Here is an 18,346-nt window from a genome sequence, read left to right on the forward strand (position 1 = left end):
TATCGCGAGGATTTGCAACGACGCATGACGCGAAAAGGCGCCGTTTATGAAGTTTCATTATTGCGAAACACTGCACTAGAATAGAGTCATGACGATCACATCCTTAGAGTACTTTACTTCGTTGGTGAAACAAGCCAACGATGTCCCGTTGTTCGAGGCCGCCCTGGCGATCGCGCAGGATGTCTATCCCAAGCTGGATTTCGATGCGCCGCAGAACGAGCTGGACCGGCTGGCCAACACCTTGCGCCTGCGCCTGCCGGCGGATGCCTCGGCAATCCAGAAACTGCGCCTGCTGAACCAGTTCTTCTACCAGGAGCTGGGATTCGCGATCAACGTCAATCATTATTACGACACCGACAACAGCTACCTGCACCGGGTGATCGTCAAGCGGCGCGGCATCCCGATATCGCTGGCGCTGGTCTACATGGAGCTGGCGCAGCAGATCGGCTTGCCGGTCAAAGGAGTGTCCTTCCCAGGCCATTTCCTGATGAAGCTGACTGTGCCCTCAGGCGATATCATGATTGATCCGGCCAACGGCGCCAGCCTGTCGCGCGAGGAACTGGAAGAACGGCTAGAGCCTTACCTGCCGACAGAAAACGACGAAGAAAGAGCGGCCAGCCGGCTATCGCTGATCAGCTACCTGCAAATCGCCCACCCGCACGACATCCTGGTGCGCATACTGCGCAACCTGAAAGCCATCTACCAGCAAAGCAACCATTGGCAGCGGCTGCTGGAAGTGCAGCAGCGGATCCTGATCCTGCTGCCTGGCGACGCCGTCGAACGACGCGACCGCGGACTGGCGTTTGCGCAACTGGATTGCCCGCAAGCAGCCTTGGACGACCTGGAACATTACCTGGCGCAGCGGCCGCTGGCAGCCGATGCGGCCGCCTTGCGCGTGCAAGTGGCGGAACTGCGCGAGGCTTGCAAGCGCTTGAATTGATTAATTGGCGTTGGCCGCGGGCCACTCGCTGCGCAACAGCGAGAGCATCAGCATGTCGTGATACCGGCCGCCCCAATGCCCAACCTGGCGCATGCGCCCTTCGTCGACAAAACCGAGCTGGCGCAGCAGCTTGAGCGAACCTAGGTTTTCGGGATGGACCATGGCCTCGATCCGGTTCAGCGCCATCTCGGCGAAACCCCAGGTCATGACGGCAGTCAGCGTCTCGCGCATGAAGCCCTGTTTCTGGGCCGATGCCGAAAGTTCATAGCCGATCATGCATTTGCGCCAGTTCCGGTCCCAGCGGAACAAGCCGCACGAACCCAGCAACTGGTTATTCCCCTTGGCCTGGATGCCCCAGCGGGTCCCCGGATTTTCATCCAGGCGAAAACTGGCAAAGCGTTTGATCAGGCCCTTTGCTGCGTCCAGGTCCTGCAAGGGATCGACGCCAAACCAGCGCATCAGCTCGGGATCGCCGTGCATGGCGAGTATCTGTTCTGCATCGCGCTCGATTATCTCGCGCAGGAGCAGGCGTTCGGTCTGGATGACGGGGAAAGCCGGGGCTTCGCTCATTGCTTAACCATGTCCTTCAATGAAAGGTTGCGTAGATCTCGAATGAAGGCGCGGCCTTCCCTGTCGCCACAAAACTGCCTGCTTATCCCTTGCTGCGCGCCTCGATCACTTCCCACTTCTCCAGGCTCTCCAGCAGCAGGCCGTCGATTTCTGCGAAGCGGTCGTTGAGGCGTTTCACCTCGTCCGGTTTCTGCTTGTACAGGTCGGGATCGGCCAGCTGGCTGGAAATGGCTTTCTGTTCCGCTTCCAGCTTGGCGATCAGCAGCGGCAATTCTTTCAGCTCTTGCTGTTCCTTGTAGCTGAGTTTTTTCTGCTTGACGGCCGGTTCTGCCTTGGCTTCCACCTTGGCTTCGCTCTTGGCCTTGGCAATCACCGCCGACTGGCTCGGACGCACACGCTCCCAGTCGGTGTAGCCGCCCACATATTCGCGCCACATGCCGTCGCCCTCGGCGGCGATCACCTGGGTCACCACGTTGTCGAGGAAGGTGCGGTCATGGCTGACCAGGAACACCGTGCCGCTATAGTCTTCCAGCAATTCTTCCAGCAGTTCCAGCGTATCGATATCGAGGTCGTTGGTCGGCTCATCCAGCACCAGCACGTTGGCCGGCTTGGCGAACAGGCGCGCCAGCAGCAGGCGGTTGCGCTCGCCGCCGGACAGCGACTTGACCGGCGAACGGGCGCGTTCCGGGGCGAACAGGAAATCGTTCAGGTAAGTCATCACGTGCTTGCGCTGGCCGTTGATCTCGACCCAGTCGCTGCCCGGCGCGATGGTGTCGGCCAGGCTCGCGTCTTCGTTCAGCTGCGCGCGCATCTGGTCGAAATACGCGATCTGCAATTTGGTGCCCTGCTTGACCGTGCCGCTGTCGGGCTGGTCTTCGCCCAGGATCAGTTTCAGCAGCGTGGTCTTGCCGGCGCCGTTCTGGCCGATCAGGCCGACCTTGTCGCCGCGCATGATGGTGGCGGTGAAATTATTCACGATGACCTTCGCGCCGAACGCCTTGTTGACATCGGTCAGCTCGGCCACGATCTTGCCGGAACGTTCGCCCGAAGACACGTCCAGCTTGACCTGGCCTTGCTGGTCGCGGCGCGCGCTGCGCGCCAGGCGCAGGGCTTCCAGGCGGCGCACGCGGCCTTCGTCGCGGGTGCGGCGCGCTTGCACGCCCTTGCGGATCCAGATTTCTTCCTGCGCCAGGAATTTATCGAACTTGGCGTTCTCTACTTCTTCGATTTCCAGCTGCTCGGCCTTGCGCACCTGGTAGGCCGTGAAATTACCTGGGAAGGACAGGATGCGGCCGCGGTCCAGTTCAATGATGCGGGTGGCGACGTTATCCAGGAAACTGCGGTCATGGGTAATGAACAGCACGCTGCCCTTGTAATCGCGCAGCAAACCCTCGAGCCACATGATCGAGCTGAAATCCAGGTGGTTGGTCGGTTCGTCGAGCAGCAGGACATCAGGCGCGCTGACCAGGGCGCAAGCCAGCGCGACGCGCTTCTGCATACCGCCCGAGAGCTGTCCCATCAGCAAGTCCTTGTCCAGGTTGAGACGGTCCAGCGTGGTCTCGACCTTGTTGGTCAGGCTCCAGGCGTCGGCCGCATCGAGCTTGCTCTGGATCTCGTGCATGCGCTCCATGATGGCGTCGTCGTTATCGCCGCCGAACTGGCCGGTCAGCGCATCGTATTCGTTCAGCAGCGCCTGCATCTCGCCCATGCCGGACGCTACCGCGTCGAACACCGACATCTCGGATTCGAAATGCGGTTCCTGGTCGACGTAGGCGATCTTGATCCCCTGCTGCATCACCATCAGCCCGTCGTCCAGCCTGGACACGCCGGCGATGGTTTTCAGCAGCGACGACTTGCCGGTGCCGTTGCGGCCGATCAAGCCGACCCGCTCTCCCGATTCCAGGGAAAATTCCGCGCGGTCCAGCAGCGCAACGTGACCGAATGCGAGTTGCGCATTGGTGATAGAAATGACAGCCATAATTTGGATGAAACCAGAAAAAGAAAGATCTGCAGCAGCGCTACAACGGCTTTGTGCAGTCAATTGGATGAATGAACCGCACATTGTACCCATACTCGTGCCGCCTAGTCGTACATTTGTCGCAGCCCACCCTTTGCCAGGCCCATTTCATGCCCATCGCCAGCGGTGATTTCGGCTAGCCGGCCGCATCAATAAAATATTTCCATAAACGTATTGCCGGATAGGAATTTTAACCCTATATTATTTCCACATGGAAATATCCATCCACGAGACGGACACATGCCATGGCGTAATTTATCTGACCTGGTTTTTATAATAACAATGTTGCAAAAACAAGGGCAGAAGCGCCTCGCTTTTGCCTATCACATTCATACGACAGGGAGAAAGCCATGGATCCATTGCTAGGTCAATTATTGGCGCCGAAATATGACGCTGCTCTGGTACTGCTGTCATACATGATTTCATTCTGGGGCGCGCTGCTGGCCTTGCAATGCGCCAAATCCATGTTTCGCAAGGATGGCTCGCTGGACCTCGGCATGACCGTCTGCGCCGCTGCCTCGCTGGGCGGCATCGGTATCTGGTCGATGCATTTCCTCGCCATGCAGGCGTATCGCCTGACCGTGCCGATTGCCTATGACGTGGTGCTGACCGCGGCTTCGCTGCTGGCCGCCATCGTCATTTCCGGCATTGCGCTCTACCTGGCCGGCAGCCACGGCAAATTCAAGGTATCCGGCTGGCTCGCCGGCAGCCTGCTGGCCGGCGTCGGCGTGTGCGTGATGCATTACATGGGGATGTACGCGATGAACCTGCGCGCCACCATGCTGCTCAACCCGACCATCGTGGTGGTCTCGATCGCCATCGCCATCGCCGCCGCCTCCGCGGCGTTGTGGCTGGCGTTCAACCTGACACGGCTGCTGCACCGCGTGGCAGCGGCGCTGGTGATGGCGCTGGCGGTGTGCAGCATGCACTACGTCGGCATGTACGCCGCCAACATGATCTGCACCAGCAACGCGCCGCTGATCCCGCTCAAGATCGGCGGCAACTACCTCGACGTGTCGGTCTATGCCGTCGCCGGCCTGCTGTCCCTGTGCATTTTCTGGGTGGTCCTGGGGCGCAGCATGGATGAAAACAAGCTGGTCGAGACGCTGCGCTAAACAACCAGGGCGGGCTAGAGGTCAAAGCCCTTCATGACGCCGATCGTCATCAGGTCGGCGTCATTCTTGTTCCTGAACGTGACTACGCGGCCGAAACTGGCGAAGCCTCTCAGCTGATGGCCGAGGTCGCGCCCGACCTGCAAACTGACCAAGCCGTTGACTTTCCAGTCGTTCGAGTCGCGTTTATTGACGGCCAGGTAAGGGCCAACGCCGGCGCTGATGTCCCAATGCTCGGCGACAGGCTGCACATACCAGCCCTGTGCGGCAACCCCGTGCCGGTTCACGCGCACGCCATCATCCCCTTCTTCAATCGCGGAAACCGAAGCGGCCCATGGGCCGTAGTATTTCTTTGCTTCCAGCGCATAACTCAGGCGCTTGCCCGGTCCCGACTGGTTGGTCTGGGCGAAACCGCCCAGCGCCGCCAGCCATAAGCCGTGCTTGCCGCCATCATCGGGCGCGCCCACGCGGGCCGCGCCGAAGTCCTTGCCGAGGCCGACCAGGAAAGCATCCGAGGAAGGCGCGCCGGGCGTCAGCACGTGGTTGTAGGCCAGCCGCAGGCTGAGGCCGGGCGAATACTGGTCGAGATGCGCCAGCAACGCCACGGAAATCAAGCCGCCCAGGCGCGCATCGTCTTTTTCCGTGCCGTTGACAGTGGTCCGGTTCATGCTGAAATACGGGCCCGCCCCCAATTCAAGGTCAAAACTGGGGCGCAAGTTCTGGCGGTAGACCATTTGCATGGCGTAACCGTCGCGGTGATTGTTGTCGGGATGGCCTTCGTTGTAATACACATAGTCCAGCCGGGTGCTGGCGCCTGCCGGCAGATGGCCGCCGGCCGCCAGTCCGAACAGGTCGAGGGCCGGTCCGAAGCGGATTTCCGCCGCGCGCCAGCGCATCGGCTTCTGGCCGTCCAGGCTGGTGCCGTACAGGATGCCGTTGCCGAGCGCGGCCGAGGCGTAGTAGCTGTCGCCGGCCGGCGCCAGCGGTGGCAAGGCGTCGTCTGCCTGGGTGATGGGATGCCAGCAAAGAAACATGGACGCCAGCGCAAAATTTCGGATTACTCTGTTCTTCTTGGACATGGCAGCCTCCGTTATCAATGCAACATTGTTTTACGGCTTGCTCAAGCTTATGTGTGTGACCATTATATAACGGCATTGTTTCAACCCTTGACTTAGGAAACAAATATTTCCATAATCAAGCCATGTCAAATTCCTTGTCAAACCCAGTCACTACAGACCACGTCAATCTTTCGCGCGGCCGCGGCAGGCCGCGCGAATTCGACATGGACCAGGCGCTGGACAAGGCGGTACGCGTATTCAGCGAGCGCGGCTACCATGGCACCACTGTGTGCGACCTGACGCAGGCCATGCAGCTTGCTTCGGGCAGCGTCTACAAGGCGTTCAAGGATAAAAAAAGTGTCTTCCTGGCAGCGCTCGGCCATTACAAGACCGTACGCGATACGCAGCTGCGGGCAGTGGTCGGCGCGGGTGCAACGGGAAAAGAGCAGGTGCGCCTGGCGTTGGCTTTTTATGCCGAAGCATCGCACGGCGCCCGCGGCCTTGAGGGTTGCATGGTGGTCGGCAGCGCGGCGGAACTGGCCACTTTTGACCAGAATGTTGCGCAATGGGTCACCGCAGCGCTGACCAGGAACGAAATGTTCATCGGCACGCTGATCCGGCGCGGACAGGAAGACGGCTCGATCCCGCCGCATATCGATGGCGCGGCGACCGCCCGCATGATGCTGTGCGTGATCCAGGGCATGCGCGTGGTCGGCAAGACCGGTCGCACCCGGGATGAGATGGCCGTGCTGGTAGATATTGCAATGAAGACGCTCGCCTGATTTTTTTATCAATTTAGGAAATGCTTATTCCCTTTTTAAGGATTACCGATGACCACATTTACCGCTAACGCCGAGACCAGCTCCGAACCGGCAGCCTCGGCCTGGATCATGCTCCTGCTGGCGTTCGCCTGCGGGCTGATTGCCGCCAACCTTTATTACGCCCAGCCCTTGGCCGGACCGATCGGCGCAGCGCTGGGCCTGTCGCCCGGCGCCACCGGATTGATCGTCACCCTGACCCAGATCGGTTATGGCGCAGGACTGCTGTTTATCGTCCCGCTCGGCGACTTGCTGGAAACGCGCCGCCTGGTGCTGATCCTGATCGGCCTCGCCATGCTGTCGCTGCTGGCAGCTGCATTGTCGACGCATCCGCTGCCCTTCTTCGCCGCCACGCTGTGCATCGGCCTCGCTTCGGTTGCGGTGCAGGTGCTGGTGCCGTATGCAGCGCACCTGGCGCCGGAAGCGGAACGCGGCCGAGCCGTCGGCAGCGTCGTCAGCGGCCTGATGCTGGGCATCATGCTGGCGCGTCCGGTGTCCAGCTTCATCGCCCAGTTTGCCTCATGGCACGCGGTGTTTTTCCTATCGGCGGCGGCGATGGCGCTGCTGGCGCTCATGCTCCGCCTGGCGTTGCCGCAGCGCGAACCGGTTTCGACCATTTCCTATGGCAAGCTGCTGGCCTCCATGGTGCATCTGATGCGCAACACACCGGTGCTGCGGCGCCGTGCGTTCTATCAAGCCTGCATGTTCGCCGCCTTCAGCCTGTTCTGGACCACTACCCCATTGCTGCTGGCGGGGCCTGAATTCGGGCTATCGCAAGGAGGCATTGCATTGTTCGCCTTGGCGGGCGTGGCCGGCGCCATCGCCTCGCCCATCGCCGGCCGCTTCGCGGATCGCGGCTGGACCAAGGCCGCGACCGCGTTCGCGATGCTGGCCGTGGCCGGCGCCTTCCTCATCACGCACATCGGCGCCCACGGTTCGCCGCTGGCCCTGGGCCTGCTGGTAGCCGCCGGCATCCTGCTGGATTTTGGCGCGACCACCAACCTGGTGCTGGGACAACGCGCCATCTTTGTTTTGGGTGCCGAATACCGCAGCCGCCTCAACGGCCTCTACATGGCGACCTTCTTCGCCGGCGGCGCACTCGGATCGGCGCTGGGCGGCCTGGCATTCGCCCATGGCGGATGGGCCATGGCGTCGTGGCTGGGATTCGCGTTGCCGGTCATTGCGTTGCTCTACTTTTTCACCGAGCCGCGCTAGATTTTTCCAAAGGCTTGCCTGCCGTCGGCTGCTGGCCGGCGGCTTCACAAGAACGAATCAGGCAAGCGCAGCCTTGACCAGCGTCGCAAGAGTGGTCGTCGGTCGACCGATCAGCCGGCTCAGCTGATGGCCGTCATCAAACAGCCCGCCTTTTGATACCCCGACATCAGAATCCGACAGTAAACCGGCTACATGCTCAGGCAAGCCCGCGCCAAGCAGCGCTTCCTTGAACTCGGCTTCCGGCAGGTTTTGGTAGACCACCGCCTTGCCCGACTGGCGAGCGATTTCAGCCGCAAGTTCGGCCAGTGTGTAGGCTTCGTCGCCAGCCAGTTCGTACACCTTGCCGGCCTGGCCGGGGCTGGTCAGCACAGCCGCAGCTGCAGCGGCGTAGTCGGCACGCGCCGCCGATGCGATCTTGCCTTCGCCGGCGCTGCCGATGTAGACGCCATGCTGCAAGGCGGTGGGCACGCTGGCCAGGTAGTTTTCCGTGTACCAGCCGTTGCGCAGCACTACATGCGGCAGGCCGGATGCCCTCAGCAGCGCTTCAGTTTCCTGGTGTTCGGCAGCCAGGCCCAATGGCGAAGTATCGGCCCGCAAGATGCTGGTGTACGCTACCAAGCCGACACCGGCGCGTTTCGCCGCGTCAATCGCATTGCGATGCTGCGGCAGGCGCTGCCCCACTTCGCTGGATGAAATCAGCAGCAGCTGGGCGGCGCCCTTGAAGGCAGCGTCGAGTGTCGCTGGCTGGGCATAATCGGCCAGCCGCACCTGCACGCCCAAGGCGGCCAGGTCGGCGACTTTTTCAGGAGTGCGCACAGCGGCAACGATTTCGTTTGCCGGCAGCTTTTTAAGCAGTTCCTTGATCACAAGACGGCCCAGTTGGCCGGAGGCTCCAGTTATCACGATCATGGTCAAATTCCTTTATAAGCGAGAGAAGAACTGGCACAATATCATCCAAACTTACATTTAGTAAGTACCAACATAGAGGTAAGTACCCTTCCCATGAACAATGACGCCAACAGCCCGATAGCGGCAACCATGCCCCTCTCCGCCCAGATGAGGAGAGGCGACTTGTTTACCGGCAAATGTCCATCGCGCGAGGTGCTGACGCACGTCACCAGCCGCTGGGGAGTGCTGGTCCTGGTCGCCTTGCTGGGCGGGACCTACCGTTTCAGCGATTTGCGCAGGAAGGTGAACGGCGTCAGCGAAAGGATGCTCGCGCAGACGCTGCAATGGCTGGAAGCCGACGGATTCGTGCTGCGCAAATCCTACCCGGTTGTTCCGCCGCACGTGGAATACAGCCTCACGCCGCTCGGGCTGGAAGTCGGGGAAAAAGTGGAAGCGCTGGCCGACTGGATTGAAGAGAGCTTGCCGCAGATTATGGAGGCTCGGCGTCTCGGTGCCGATGCGTAAGGTAAAATCAGACCAAAAACGCTGTGCATCCCACCCCGACCCTTGCGACGAAATTCAAATCCGAGAGGAACGCCATGCCGGTACATCACGCCCTGATTCCCTGCCTGCGCTATAACGATGCGCAGGCCGCCATCGAATTTCTCTGTACGGCGTTCGGCTTTGAACGCAAAGCCGTGTATGCCGACGAGGGCGATCCTTCAATTGTGCACCACGCCGAACTGCTGCTGCATGGCCAGATGATCATGCTGGGCTCCGACAGGCCCGGCGAGGTCAAGGACAAATACCGCTGGAAGACGGTCGCCGAAGCAGGCGGCATAACGGCGTGCATATACGCCGTGGTCGAAGACCCTGACGCACATTGCGCAAGGGCGCGCGCCGCCGGTGCGGAAATACTCACGGCGCCGAAAGACAACGACGGCTATCCCGGCCGCGGCTACGATGCGCGCGACACCGAAGGGAACGTCTGGAACTTCGGCAGCTATGATCCGTTCGCCCCGGTTCCGCATTCATAAACGTCCCTTGGCGCATCGCCCCTCGGCGGCCGTCCTCCCGATTGCACATTAGTCGAATTTCACCAAATTCAACACTGCCAGCGGACCGCCCGGGAACTGCACTGCCCTTCCTTCGTTGACGCCGCCCAGGTCGATCGGGGCAAAACCCAGCCGCGCGATCAGGTCGCTTACTGTCTTCTTCGCATCGGCATCCGGTCCCGACAGGAATAACGCGCGGCGGCCGCCGTTGGCTTGCGGATCGGCATCCAGCACGGGCGCGACCAGGTGGCCGAAAGCCTTGACCACGCGAGCGCCTGGCGCCAGGTCTGCGACTACTTCGCTTGATGCACGGCCACCCAGGTTGACGGCCTGGAACGACGGCACTTCAACGGCATTGTTGGCGTCGACCAGGATGCGGCCGTTCCACGGGCCGAGGTCCTTCAGCGCCGCCGGGATGCGGCTCCAATTGACTGCTACGAATACCAGGTCTGCCTGGGCTGCTTCTTTCACGCTGACAGCCTTGATATTCGGACCAAGTTCGTCAGTCAGGGCTTGCAGCGACTGCGGGCCGCGGCTGTTGGCGATGGATGCTTCGATGCCGTTTTGAGCGAGTTTGCGGGCAATGGCCGAGCCGATGGCGCCAGCGCCGATGATTGCGATGTTCATGGTGTTTCCTTTGAATGAGGTGGAAAAGTTGTCTTGCTGAGTTGAATCTTAGGTGCTTCCGGCTTATAGCGTTAGTAGATAACGGCTATAATCAGTTTCAAGCATTACTTGAAATCTCAATCATGGAAACCCTCGCCAACCTGGAATCCTTCGTACGCAGCGCCGAGACCGGCAGCTTTTCGTCGGCAGCACGCCGGCTGGCGCTGACGCCGGCAGCGGTCAGCCGCAACGTCGCGCAGCTGGAACGCAACCTCGGCGTCCGCCTGTTCCAGCGCAGCACGCGCGGCCTGACCCTGAGCGAAGCGGGAGAGCGTTTCCTGCAAACAGTGCAAGGCGGCCTCGACAGCATCCAGGGTGCGATTGCCGATATCACGGTCAATGCCGGGCAACCGGCCGGCGTGCTCAAGCTGAGCGCCGCGCCGGGCTTTGGCATGGACTACCTGTTGCCGCTGATGCCGGCCTTTCTCGAACGCTACCCGGCAGTGACGCCGGACTGGTACTTCGATAACCGTCCGCTGGACCTGATCGCCGGCGGTTTCGACGCGGCTATCGGCGGCGGTTTCGACCTGCCGCCAGGCATGGTGGCGCGCGAGCTGGCAAGGATGCATTTGATTGCCGTGGCATCGCCAGAATTCATGCGCGGCAAACGCCGTCCCAAGGATCCGGCCGGATTGGCAGAACTGACCGGCATCGTGATGCGTTCGCCGCTAAGCGGCCGGCTACGTACCTATGTCATGCGCAACGGCGCCGGCGCTGAAATGGCGGTGGTGCAGAAGCCAGTGATGACGGTCAGCGGTCCGGATGCGATCTTTCCCGCTACGCTGCTGGGCCTCGGTGTCGGCATGGTTGCCGTGCCACATGCCCGGCCGCATCTGGAGAGTGGCGCACTGGAGCGGCTGCTTCCGGACTGGCATAGCGACATCGGACCGGTTTCTCTGTATTTCACCAGCCAGAAACTGCTGCCGGCCAAGACGCGCGCTTTTGTCGATTTCGTCACGGAAGCATTCCGCGTCCAGAAGCTGGCGCAAGTGCTGTCCGTCTATGGCCGTGGGTGAAAATTGCAAGCACTTCCGACGATTGCCCAGCGAGCAAAATCCAATGACCACTTTCAGCTTTCTTGACGATTACAGCGAAGGGTGGCACCTCGATATCCTGCAGGCTCTCCTAGAATCCAATCTCACCCAGCACGCCCCATACGGTTCCGACACTTACTCCGAGAAAGCCAAGGCCGGCATCCAGGCTCACTTGAGGAAAGTCAGGGCCGATATCCACTTTGTGGCGAGTGGAACGATGGCGAACATTGTGGCGATCGCCAGTTGCCTGCGTCTCCACGAAGCAGTGATAGCGGTCGGCTCGGCGATTCGCCTGGTCAGTTCTTGGGCAACGGAAGAGCGTCATGTCGATGCGTTCTTATCGAAGCTGCCGCCTGCGTGAAACTGCCAATAATTACGCCCTCTCGCATCCCCTTTGAGCAAGCGCTTCCATACGCCAGGGAACGAGAAACGCGCTCTTGCCAGGCCGATGCAATATCGGGTTCCAGTACCACTGGTCAAAAAAAAGCCCGACAACCTGTCGGTTGCGGGCATGAAGGTACATCGGGGTTGGGGATACCGTCATGGTAAGTGACGGTGCAAGTATAAAGCGGACTTAATTCCATAACATTAAGATGGCATGAAGATGGGCCCAGAAAGACGACAAGAAACATTCATTGCCGGCGTCTCATTGATGGCCTGATGAATACAGTGAAAGGTGGCACAGGTCATTGAGAAAGCGCAGGCGATGTGCTTGGCGCTTCGCATTGAGCGAGGTCCCTGACCATATGTTGTTTCATGGCTGAAACCACCTGATCTCTGATTTCTCTTTTAAACATGCGTTTTTTTTGGGTCCTTTTGCGATGGCGGACATGAATCAGGTCCAGTGCTCTTTCCGCGTATGGAAGTGAGATTCGGTAATAATTTTTTTGCGGAACAAGATCGCCGTATTTCTCAAAAAACTTATCGTACGAAAAGAAGAGTTTTTCGCACTGACAAATTTGATTTTTGCTGGCTATGCCTACTATCGTATTGAAACCAAGGGCCAGGCCCAATCCGCCGATTGCGGCCATCAACATTTGAGCCGGCTGAATATCGTGGCAAATTCTTGTCGCCTGCTGAATTTCCGCAAAGTCGTGCATTCCTTGCACACTGGAGATGAAGATTACATGGTCGTCGGAAAAATCAAATGCACTACCCTCGGCTATGACAAAAATCAGGCGGTAAATGCATGCCGTATCTTTTTTAAAGACCAGGCACAGATCTCCTTCATGGTCGACAGCATGCGGAAAATCCATCACGATCTCAAAGGAAATCCCATCGATGTGCCGGCTCCAAAGCAGGATGGGGCGCAGATAAATTCTATCTAAGAAATCAGTCTTGAAGTTACTTTGCAGATATGAATAATGGGAGATCAATATCAGCAAGCCATTTCGCGCAGGGATGTCGAACGAGATGTAGTCCCTCAAATATTTATAAGTCAGCTCCGGCTTGTTGATAATCAATTGCCTCGTTTGCGGATGGCTGAGAATGCCGATGAATTTTAAGTGGAACCTGAAATTCAGGATAAACAACATTCCCCTACGCCAAGTCTTGAGTTTCAGCATCGATCCTCTCGACACAATATTTCGCATTATCCTGAACGTATTGGCCAAGAAAAATCTGACCGGATGTTTTGGAACAGGGTTCATGACATTTCCCTTCAGCAATCCATTTAGCATGGCACCGACTTGAGCGATGAGACATTAAAAAAAAATGAAGGTTCGTTGCCGAAGTATTGGCGCATCCCCGCCGTGCGCGTCCGCGTTGCTTTGAGACACAAGGCATTTGCAGATGTCGCCAGCCCATAATTTCCAAGTGGGAATTTCAAGCGGCCAATAAAAAAAACCGCCAATCCTTACGAGGCGCGGGCCAAGCTGCGGCGCAGGCGAAGCGCGTTGCCACCCAGCAGGCGCCAGACGGCGCGCCTTGCGCGGCACGGAAACAGCGCAAGAACCTGCGAGGAAAAAAAGAGGGACTATCCTGTCCAACCTTTACTAGGTTTTTCTCCCGCCGATGAAACATTGATTCGAGATTCTTTGTTGCGTCATCTCGGCGGCTAGTGCTGCAACTTGGCACGAAACAGAATATCTCTAAGGATGTGGTCATCGTCGAAAGCGATTTTTAACGCATAGCCCAGCACCGTCAAATTCACTTTTGTTCCGTACGTTGCAAAATGACCGGCGTCGGAATCGAACGTGAATTCGTTCGCTAATTGATGAAATTGTTCCTTAACGATTGCTTGCGCAACTGAGTTCCAGTCGCGGCCGTTACCGACCCAGCCTTCCTTCGCTCGTTCCTTGAATATGGGCGCTTTAGCTTCAAAATCAGGGGCGAACAAGACCAACGCTGTGCAATTGCCTTCAATAAGTATGAATGGCCAAAACGTTGTCATGTCAGCGGACTCTTTTTCTTTTTGTTGCAGACAAACTCTTGCTGGCTCTTGGGCCAGGTCGGTTATTGGGTCGATCTTCATTGAATGCCTCCACTGGACGTAGCTGTCCAGCCCGTCCCTTGCTCTGCTTCAACACCGCGGATCAGGCCTTGATTCGTGATGCTTTGTTACGCCATATTGTCAGTGACTTGTAGGTATTGAACTCCTGGGCGCATACCCGTTGTTTTACTTCGCCCAAGTTAATGAATGGCAACCAGTGAAGCCGCATATTCGAAAGGCTTTTTGTATTCCGGCAGGCTGTAATGCGCGTCATTGCCCATTTTTGTTAGTCGGCTTTTGAATGCCAAGAGATTCGCCGTCGCATCGGATCGCTGACGAAGGAGGAAATAACATGCTTCGCTGATGACAGATTTAATGGGTGCGTCAACATCTTGTCCGTACAAGGCAAGGACTGCCAGCGCTTGAATTTTATTGACGTATTCGCTAATCATTTCTTCTTCTATATGCATGTCCATAGCGAACTCCCAAAACCGAAACAATAGATAAAATGACATGAATTCATCTTAGTAATCGGAATGAAATTTGTCCATGGTTCAGATCGGTTTTAGCAAAATTTATAAATGCCATACGGTAATGCGGGTCAACTCTCTAGCGGCATCGCGTGACCCCGCACGCGTGCAAAATGCGGCACCGAAATTGGCAATTCAAAAAAACACATTATTGTGGGCGTTATCTCCAGACATTTTTCAGAAGCGCTGCCTCACAGCGTCCGTCCCCCAGTCAGTAGTCACTAGTTCGCGGCTGACGCACTGGCTGCCGCCGCTACCAGTTGCGTACCGCCGACGGCTCGCCAACTCGCGTTGGGCAGCCATGCTCCCGGCTTGTTCGACGCACATCTTGTTTTTAATCACCTTGCATTTTCTGACTATTGATGCATTGTTGTTTTACGCAAATAATCGCGTGGGAATCGCGCAACAGCATAGTTAAATGATCTCGATTGTTAACTTTTTACTAGCTTTTTTTGCCATAGACGATTTAATATCAAATCGTCTCCATACAAAAAAAAGAGGTGACGACATGGGATGGTTTAACAAATTAGCGGCCAAATATATTCTGACGCCGGAAAAACTGGCGGAAAATGAATTGCGCGATACACGCTTAGCCTTGTATCAATCAGAAAGGCAGTTGCTGGAAGCGGAAATGCGCGTCGATTATTATTGCAATATCCTGACCTTCCTCGAAGCGATTACCGTCGACGGCGTAGAAAGTGTCGCCGAATCGCAGAGACCAAAACTGTCCTTACAACCGCAAGTACCGCAGCGGCGTACGCCAGATCTGAGTTCTTACCGGGGCGGAGCCTGACCTCCGGCTCGCACGGGTTTCATGCGGCGCAAACGGTCATGCATGGATCGCTGTTCATGCTTATTCGTTGTCGCCGCAACTCGTGTCGCAACTCCCGCGACGGCTGCAAAAAAAACTGATTACACGTCTCGAGCAAGCTTGATTGCGGTCGGCCAACGCTGCCCGTTGCGAAGCGGTAGCTCGCTTCGCCGCGCCTAGGCCTGCACGCCTGCGACGCGTTTGCGCTCCCAAATCAGAAAGCGGCGATGTTCGAAAAAATCGCCTGCAAAAAAATCTCAAAATCGAACAGGGTGTGATTGGCTGGAAGAGCAATTGAAATTGCGGCTCCAATCGACGAAAAAAAATCACTCCGCTTGTGATTCTGGACGTATTACCAACTATCACTTGTGACAGTATTTTGCTCACCCTAACTCTGCTAACGTCGCAAACGTAGCTCTGGCTCTCTGCAGATGAATTTTTTGCCAATGGCGCCGCTGGTAAATTACGCTACAAGTCACGTACGGCGCGAACCATTCAAAATAGGAGTCTTTCATGTCTCGATTCATTCCTGCCGGAAGTTATCAAAAAACAGCCTCACATATCAATTCGAACCTTTATGGCAAAGCGCGGCGTCGCGATCAATCGTGGATTGCATCTGGATTTAACATCTCCAGCCTATCTGGCGGCCTTGTAAATTATGATGGCGCGCTGCAATCGGAAAACGATTCTCTCCCCGTCACCGGCTTCATTCCTAACGGCAGCTACCAACAGACCACGGAAAATATCGCCGTCGCGTTAACGGCATATTGCCAAAAAAGAGACGGCAGCTGGCAATGGGCTTCGCTGGACATTACCAGTTACAAGCAGGGCGACGGCGATATTGCGAATATCGATGGCGAGCTGAAGATCCAAAAATAAAGCTCCGTGAGCTATGGTGGGTGGCGCCACCATTTTCAAAAAAAATACAGAGATAAATTCAGAAAAGCTGCGTCACCATATCTGCATCCCAATTGGCAATAACTGGTTCTTTGCTAGTCCTCGGCTGGCTATGCTTACCGCCAATGCCGTATTCGATATCCAGGCCAATCATCGTAAACCCATCGAACACGCGGCGAATACCTGAATCGCGCTGCTCCTGGACGTAGAGCTGAAAGCGCCAAACATTCCCGCTTTTCTGAATGATGCCATTTCGCAGTTTGTTCGCAAATTGCCACAGAAAACGCGGGAAATCATGGGTTTTCGTGGGAATCGCGCGAGGAGGAAAATCGTCGACAAGCCTTTAAATACGTGGCTGACGGCCGATTACAGGGAGTTGAAGAAAAGGGACTTGGTCCCGCCAACAGGAATCGGACCTGTATCTAGCGCTTAGGAGGCACTCGTTCTATCCATTGAACTATGGCGAGACTTGCATTGCAGGCAGGAGTATAGCAAAAACCATTGGCACCAAGATGAGGAAATAGCCACACATCGCCGCCGCGCCACAGATTGGTCGCGGGAATGCTGTGAACCGACTGATTTCTGTATCATTCCCTCATGCCAATCTTCCATAGCATCAAGTTCCGCCTGATTGGCCTCGGTATCCTGATTATCGTGGCCGGGATCGGTTTGCGCCTGTTTTTTGCACTGCCGTTCGCCCAGGGACTGTTGCGCGAGGAGGTGGCGGCCCAGCAATTATCGATTGCATCGTATATCGCACGCGACATTGACCATAGCGTCCAGGCGCGCCAGGCGCTGATCGCCGAACTGAGTTCGGCGCTGCCGCCGGCATTGCTGCAGCAGCCGGAGAAACTGGCCGTCTGGCTTGAAGAACGGCAGCGCGTGAATCCCTTGTTTAACAGCGGCCTGCTGGTGGTGAAGCCGGACGGCGACGGCCTGCTGGCGGAATATCCGGTGGTGGCCGGGCGCGGCAAGCTGGCTTTTTCCGGAATCGCGTGGTTCCAGGCTGCATTGCAGGCCGATGCCCCGGTGATGGGCAGGCCGCAGCGCGGCCGCGCCAACGGCGAGCCGATCCTGATCATGGCGGCGCCGGTGCGCAACGCGGCGCGCCAGGTGGTGGCAGTGCTGGCGGGCGTGGTGGTGCTCAATACGCCAGGTTTCCTGGATCGCCTGCAGGAAACCCAGCTCGGCGTCAGCGGCGGCTTCCTGCTGGTGTCGCCGGCCGACAAGCTGTTCGTCGGCGCCAGCGACCCGGCCATGGTGCTGAAACCGACCCCGCCCACCGGCGTCAACCTGCTGCATGACCGCGCCATGGCGGGTTACCGCGGCACCGGGATCACCATCAATGCCAAAGGCGTCGAGGAGCTGTCGGCGATGGTGACGGTGCCCAGCACCGGCTGGTTTGTCGTCGCCCGCATGCCGACCGCCGAGGTATTCCATCCGATCAACGCCATGCTCGGTTTCTATCTCAAAAACACGCTGCTGATCGTTGTCGGCATGATTGCCATCATGATGCTGCTGTTGCCGCGCACCTTGCGGCCGCTGACCGACGCCGCGCATGCGATGCGTGAAATGGCGGACGGTAAACGCCAGCTGGCGCCGCTGCCGGTCGGGCGGCAGGATGAGGTAGGCAGCCTGGTTCTTGGTTTCAACTACCTGGTGGAACGGCTGCGCGACAAGGAAATGGCGCTGAAGGAGAGCGAGGCGCGCATGGCGTTCATGGCGCACCACGATGCGCTCACCGGCTTGTGCAACCGGGCCATGCTGGAAGACCGCTTGCAGCAGGTGATGGCGCGCGCGCAACGCGACAGCACGCATTTTGCCCTGCTGTTTTGCGATCTCGACGACTTCAAGCCGATCAACGATGAATACGGACATGAGGCTGGGGACGCCATCCTGTGCCAGGTTGCGGCGCGCTTGCTGGATGGGCGCCGCAACACCGATACCGTGGCGCGCCTGGGCGGCGACGAGTTTGTGATCCTGCTGACAGACCTGACCGACACCCGCAATGCAGCGATCGGCGTCGCCCAGCAACTGCTGGCGGCGATCGGCATACCGTTCAATATCGCCGGCACCATATTCGAACTCAGCGCCTCGATCGGCATCGCCTTGTATGGCGGCGCCAGCATCTCTACTTCGCAACTGATGTCGCAGGCCGATATCGCCATGTACCAGGCCAAGCGGGCCGGCAAGAACGAATTCTTTGTATTCGATGAAACGCTGGAGTCTTACAACGTCTAGCGCGCAAAAAAAAAATCGCAGGACTCAGCGCGACGATTGCGTGAGTGCCTGCCTGGAGAAGGG

At 57.8% G+C, this 18,346-nt stretch carries 20 protein-coding genes and 1 tRNA gene; 12 read left to right on the forward strand and 9 right to left on the reverse strand.

Translation table 11 applies throughout. The features are described 5' to 3' along the window. The first annotated feature begins 88 nt into the window (after positions 1–88). The gene (locus tag AC07RZ_RS13455; RefSeq protein WP_092401253.1) at positions 89–940 is read left to right on the forward strand and encodes a SirB1 family protein; all 852 of its coding nucleotides are present in this window, start codon (positions 89–91) and stop codon (positions 938–940) included. Here AC07RZ_RS13455 and AC07RZ_RS13460 read toward each other — a convergent pair whose 3' ends face one another. Both AC07RZ_RS13460 and AC07RZ_RS13465 read right to left on the reverse strand, forming a co-directional pair. After that, a complete protein-coding gene (locus AC07RZ_RS13460) occupies positions 941–1,510 on the reverse strand; it encodes a GNAT family N-acetyltransferase (RefSeq protein ID WP_494668268.1) in 570 nt (189 codons plus the stop codon). Between the two features lie 82 nt (positions 1,511–1,592). Then, a complete protein-coding gene (locus tag AC07RZ_RS13465) occupies positions 1,593–3,488 on the reverse strand; it encodes an ATP-binding cassette domain-containing protein (RefSeq protein WP_494668269.1) in 1,896 nt (631 codons plus the stop codon). A gap of 389 nt (positions 3,489–3,877) precedes the next feature. Between AC07RZ_RS13465 and AC07RZ_RS13470 the strand changes: the two genes are divergently transcribed. Further along, the gene (locus tag AC07RZ_RS13470; protein ID WP_494668270.1) at positions 3,878–4,642 is read left to right on the forward strand and encodes an MHYT domain-containing protein; all 765 of its coding nucleotides are present in this window, start codon (positions 3,878–3,880) and stop codon (positions 4,640–4,642) included. 14 nt (positions 4,643–4,656) lie between these two features. Here AC07RZ_RS13470 and AC07RZ_RS13475 read toward each other — a convergent pair whose 3' ends face one another. Then, the gene (locus tag AC07RZ_RS13475; protein WP_494668271.1) at positions 4,657–5,673 is read right to left on the reverse strand and encodes a hypothetical protein; all 1,017 of its coding nucleotides are present in this window, start codon (positions 5,671–5,673) and stop codon (positions 4,657–4,659) included. 179 nt (positions 5,674–5,852) lie between these two features. On the opposite strand from AC07RZ_RS13475, the gene AC07RZ_RS13480 reads away from it, so the two are divergent. Together AC07RZ_RS13480 and AC07RZ_RS13485 are read left to right on the forward strand one after the other, a co-directional pair. Continuing rightward, positions 5,853–6,479, forward strand: a complete 627-nt coding sequence (locus tag AC07RZ_RS13480; RefSeq protein WP_494668272.1) for a TetR/AcrR family transcriptional regulator — start codon at positions 5,853–5,855, stop codon at positions 6,477–6,479. 48 nt (positions 6,480–6,527) lie between these two features. After that, on the forward strand, positions 6,528–7,730 hold the full coding sequence (locus AC07RZ_RS13485) for an MFS transporter (protein WP_494668273.1): 1,203 nt from the start codon (positions 6,528–6,530) through the stop codon (positions 7,728–7,730). Between the two features lie 57 nt (positions 7,731–7,787). Here AC07RZ_RS13485 and AC07RZ_RS13490 read toward each other — a convergent pair whose 3' ends face one another. Continuing rightward, entirely contained in the window at positions 7,788–8,639 is an 852-nt protein-coding gene (locus tag AC07RZ_RS13490) for an SDR family oxidoreductase (protein ID WP_494668274.1), read from the reverse strand. A gap of 93 nt (positions 8,640–8,732) precedes the next feature. On the opposite strand from AC07RZ_RS13490, the gene AC07RZ_RS13495 reads away from it, so the two are divergent. Together AC07RZ_RS13495 and AC07RZ_RS13500 are read left to right on the forward strand one after the other, a co-directional pair. Further along, positions 8,733–9,143 carry a winged helix-turn-helix transcriptional regulator gene (locus tag AC07RZ_RS13495; RefSeq protein ID WP_494668275.1) on the forward strand — a complete coding sequence of 137 codons (411 nt, stop codon included), beginning with the start codon at positions 8,733–8,735 and terminating at the stop codon, positions 9,141–9,143. A 74-nt stretch (positions 9,144–9,217) separates the two neighbouring features. Beyond that, complete coding sequence (locus tag AC07RZ_RS13500; protein ID WP_494668276.1) at positions 9,218–9,655, forward strand: VOC family protein; 438 nt, start codon at positions 9,218–9,220, stop codon at positions 9,653–9,655. 48 nt (positions 9,656–9,703) lie between these two features. Here the strand turns inward: AC07RZ_RS13500 and AC07RZ_RS13505 are convergent, their stop codons facing one another. Further along, on the reverse strand, positions 9,704–10,300 hold the full coding sequence (locus AC07RZ_RS13505) for an NADPH-dependent F420 reductase (protein WP_494668277.1): 597 nt from the start codon (positions 10,298–10,300) through the stop codon (positions 9,704–9,706). Between the two features lie 122 nt (positions 10,301–10,422). Between AC07RZ_RS13505 and AC07RZ_RS13510 the strand changes: the two genes are divergently transcribed. Beyond that, positions 10,423–11,355 (forward strand): LysR family transcriptional regulator, encoded by a 933-nt coding sequence (locus AC07RZ_RS13510; RefSeq protein ID WP_494668278.1) that lies wholly within the window; start codon positions 10,423–10,425, stop codon positions 11,353–11,355. 43 nt (positions 11,356–11,398) lie between these two features. Continuing rightward, on the forward strand, positions 11,399–11,734 hold the full coding sequence (locus AC07RZ_RS13515) for a hypothetical protein (protein WP_494668279.1): 336 nt from the start codon (positions 11,399–11,401) through the stop codon (positions 11,732–11,734). A gap of 325 nt (positions 11,735–12,059) precedes the next feature. On the opposite strand, the gene AC07RZ_RS13520 is transcribed toward AC07RZ_RS13515, so the two are convergent. From AC07RZ_RS13520 to AC07RZ_RS13530, 3 genes are all read right to left on the reverse strand, one after another. After that, positions 12,060–13,022, reverse strand: a complete 963-nt coding sequence (locus tag AC07RZ_RS13520; protein WP_494668280.1) for a DUF535 family protein — start codon at positions 13,020–13,022, stop codon at positions 12,060–12,062. A 407-nt stretch (positions 13,023–13,429) separates the two neighbouring features. Beyond that, entirely contained in the window at positions 13,430–13,846 is a 417-nt protein-coding gene (locus AC07RZ_RS13525) for an Imm51 family immunity protein (RefSeq protein WP_494668281.1), read from the reverse strand. Between the two features lie 158 nt (positions 13,847–14,004). After that, the gene (locus AC07RZ_RS13530; protein ID WP_494668282.1) at positions 14,005–14,274 is read right to left on the reverse strand and encodes a hypothetical protein; all 270 of its coding nucleotides are present in this window, start codon (positions 14,272–14,274) and stop codon (positions 14,005–14,007) included. Positions 14,275–14,353: 79 nt separating this feature from the next. On the opposite strand from AC07RZ_RS13530, the gene AC07RZ_RS13535 reads away from it, so the two are divergent. The 3 genes from AC07RZ_RS13535 (at position 14,354) to AC07RZ_RS13545 (ending at position 16,024) form a co-directional block, all read left to right on the forward strand. Then, complete coding sequence (locus tag AC07RZ_RS13535; protein ID WP_494668283.1) at positions 14,354–14,752, forward strand: hypothetical protein; 399 nt, start codon at positions 14,354–14,356, stop codon at positions 14,750–14,752. Then, positions 14,753–15,127 carry a hypothetical protein gene (locus tag AC07RZ_RS13540; protein WP_494668284.1) on the forward strand — a complete coding sequence of 125 codons (375 nt, stop codon included), beginning with the start codon at positions 14,753–14,755 and terminating at the stop codon, positions 15,125–15,127. Between the two features lie 531 nt (positions 15,128–15,658). Next, positions 15,659–16,024 (forward strand): cyanovirin, encoded by a 366-nt coding sequence (locus AC07RZ_RS13545; RefSeq protein WP_092401297.1) that lies wholly within the window; start codon positions 15,659–15,661, stop codon positions 16,022–16,024. 410 nt (positions 16,025–16,434) lie between these two features. On the opposite strand, the gene AC07RZ_RS13550 is transcribed toward AC07RZ_RS13545, so the two are convergent. Then, positions 16,435–16,509, reverse strand: a tRNA-Arg gene (locus tag AC07RZ_RS13550). A 130-nt stretch (positions 16,510–16,639) separates the two neighbouring features. Here AC07RZ_RS13550 and AC07RZ_RS13555 point away from each other — a divergent pair. Next, the gene (locus AC07RZ_RS13555) at positions 16,640–18,283 is read left to right on the forward strand and encodes a diguanylate cyclase domain-containing protein (RefSeq protein WP_494668285.1); all 1,644 of its coding nucleotides are present in this window, start codon (positions 16,640–16,642) and stop codon (positions 18,281–18,283) included. The last annotated feature ends 63 nt before the right edge of the window (positions 18,284–18,346 follow it).

Source organism: Collimonas sp. GW821-FHT07E08, assembly GCF_059418905.1.

Bases quoted from the DNA above. Each gene is read 5' to 3' on its own strand.
- AC07RZ_RS13455 (WP_092401253.1), top strand. From the start codon at position 89: ATGACGATCACATCCTTAGAGTACTTTACTTCGTTGGTGAAACAAGCC.
- AC07RZ_RS13460 (WP_494668268.1), bottom strand. From the start codon at position 1,510: ATGAGCGAAGCCCCGGCTTTCCCCGTCATCCAGACCGAACGCCTGCTC.
- AC07RZ_RS13465 (WP_494668269.1), bottom strand. From the start codon at position 3,488: ATGGCTGTCATTTCTATCACCAATGCGCAACTCGCATTCGGTCACGTT.
- AC07RZ_RS13470 (WP_494668270.1), top strand. From the start codon at position 3,878: ATGGATCCATTGCTAGGTCAATTATTGGCGCCGAAATATGACGCTGCT.
- AC07RZ_RS13475 (WP_494668271.1), bottom strand. From the start codon at position 5,673: ATGTTTCTTTGCTGGCATCCCATCACCCAGGCAGACGACGCCTTGCCA.
- AC07RZ_RS13485 (WP_494668273.1), top strand. From the start codon at position 6,528: ATGACCACATTTACCGCTAACGCCGAGACCAGCTCCGAACCGGCAGCC.
- AC07RZ_RS13490 (WP_494668274.1), bottom strand. From the start codon at position 8,639: ATGATCGTGATAACTGGAGCCTCCGGCCAACTGGGCCGTCTTGTGATC.
- AC07RZ_RS13495 (WP_494668275.1), top strand. From the start codon at position 8,733: ATGAACAATGACGCCAACAGCCCGATAGCGGCAACCATGCCCCTCTCC.
- AC07RZ_RS13500 (WP_494668276.1), top strand. From the start codon at position 9,218: ATGCCGGTACATCACGCCCTGATTCCCTGCCTGCGCTATAACGATGCG.
- AC07RZ_RS13505 (WP_494668277.1), bottom strand. From the start codon at position 10,300: ATGAACATCGCAATCATCGGCGCTGGCGCCATCGGCTCGGCCATTGCC.
- AC07RZ_RS13510 (WP_494668278.1), top strand. From the start codon at position 10,423: ATGGAAACCCTCGCCAACCTGGAATCCTTCGTACGCAGCGCCGAGACC.
- AC07RZ_RS13515 (WP_494668279.1), top strand. From the start codon at position 11,399: ATGACCACTTTCAGCTTTCTTGACGATTACAGCGAAGGGTGGCACCTC.
- AC07RZ_RS13520 (WP_494668280.1), bottom strand. From the start codon at position 13,022: ATGAACCCTGTTCCAAAACATCCGGTCAGATTTTTCTTGGCCAATACG.
- AC07RZ_RS13525 (WP_494668281.1), bottom strand. From the start codon at position 13,846: ATGAAGATCGACCCAATAACCGACCTGGCCCAAGAGCCAGCAAGAGTT.
- AC07RZ_RS13530 (WP_494668282.1), bottom strand. From the start codon at position 14,274: ATGCATATAGAAGAAGAAATGATTAGCGAATACGTCAATAAAATTCAA.
- AC07RZ_RS13535 (WP_494668283.1), top strand. From the start codon at position 14,354: ATGGTTCAGATCGGTTTTAGCAAAATTTATAAATGCCATACGGTAATG.
- AC07RZ_RS13540 (WP_494668284.1), top strand. From the start codon at position 14,753: ATGATCTCGATTGTTAACTTTTTACTAGCTTTTTTTGCCATAGACGAT.
- AC07RZ_RS13545 (WP_092401297.1), top strand. From the start codon at position 15,659: ATGTCTCGATTCATTCCTGCCGGAAGTTATCAAAAAACAGCCTCACAT.
- AC07RZ_RS13555 (WP_494668285.1), top strand. From the start codon at position 16,640: ATGCCAATCTTCCATAGCATCAAGTTCCGCCTGATTGGCCTCGGTATC.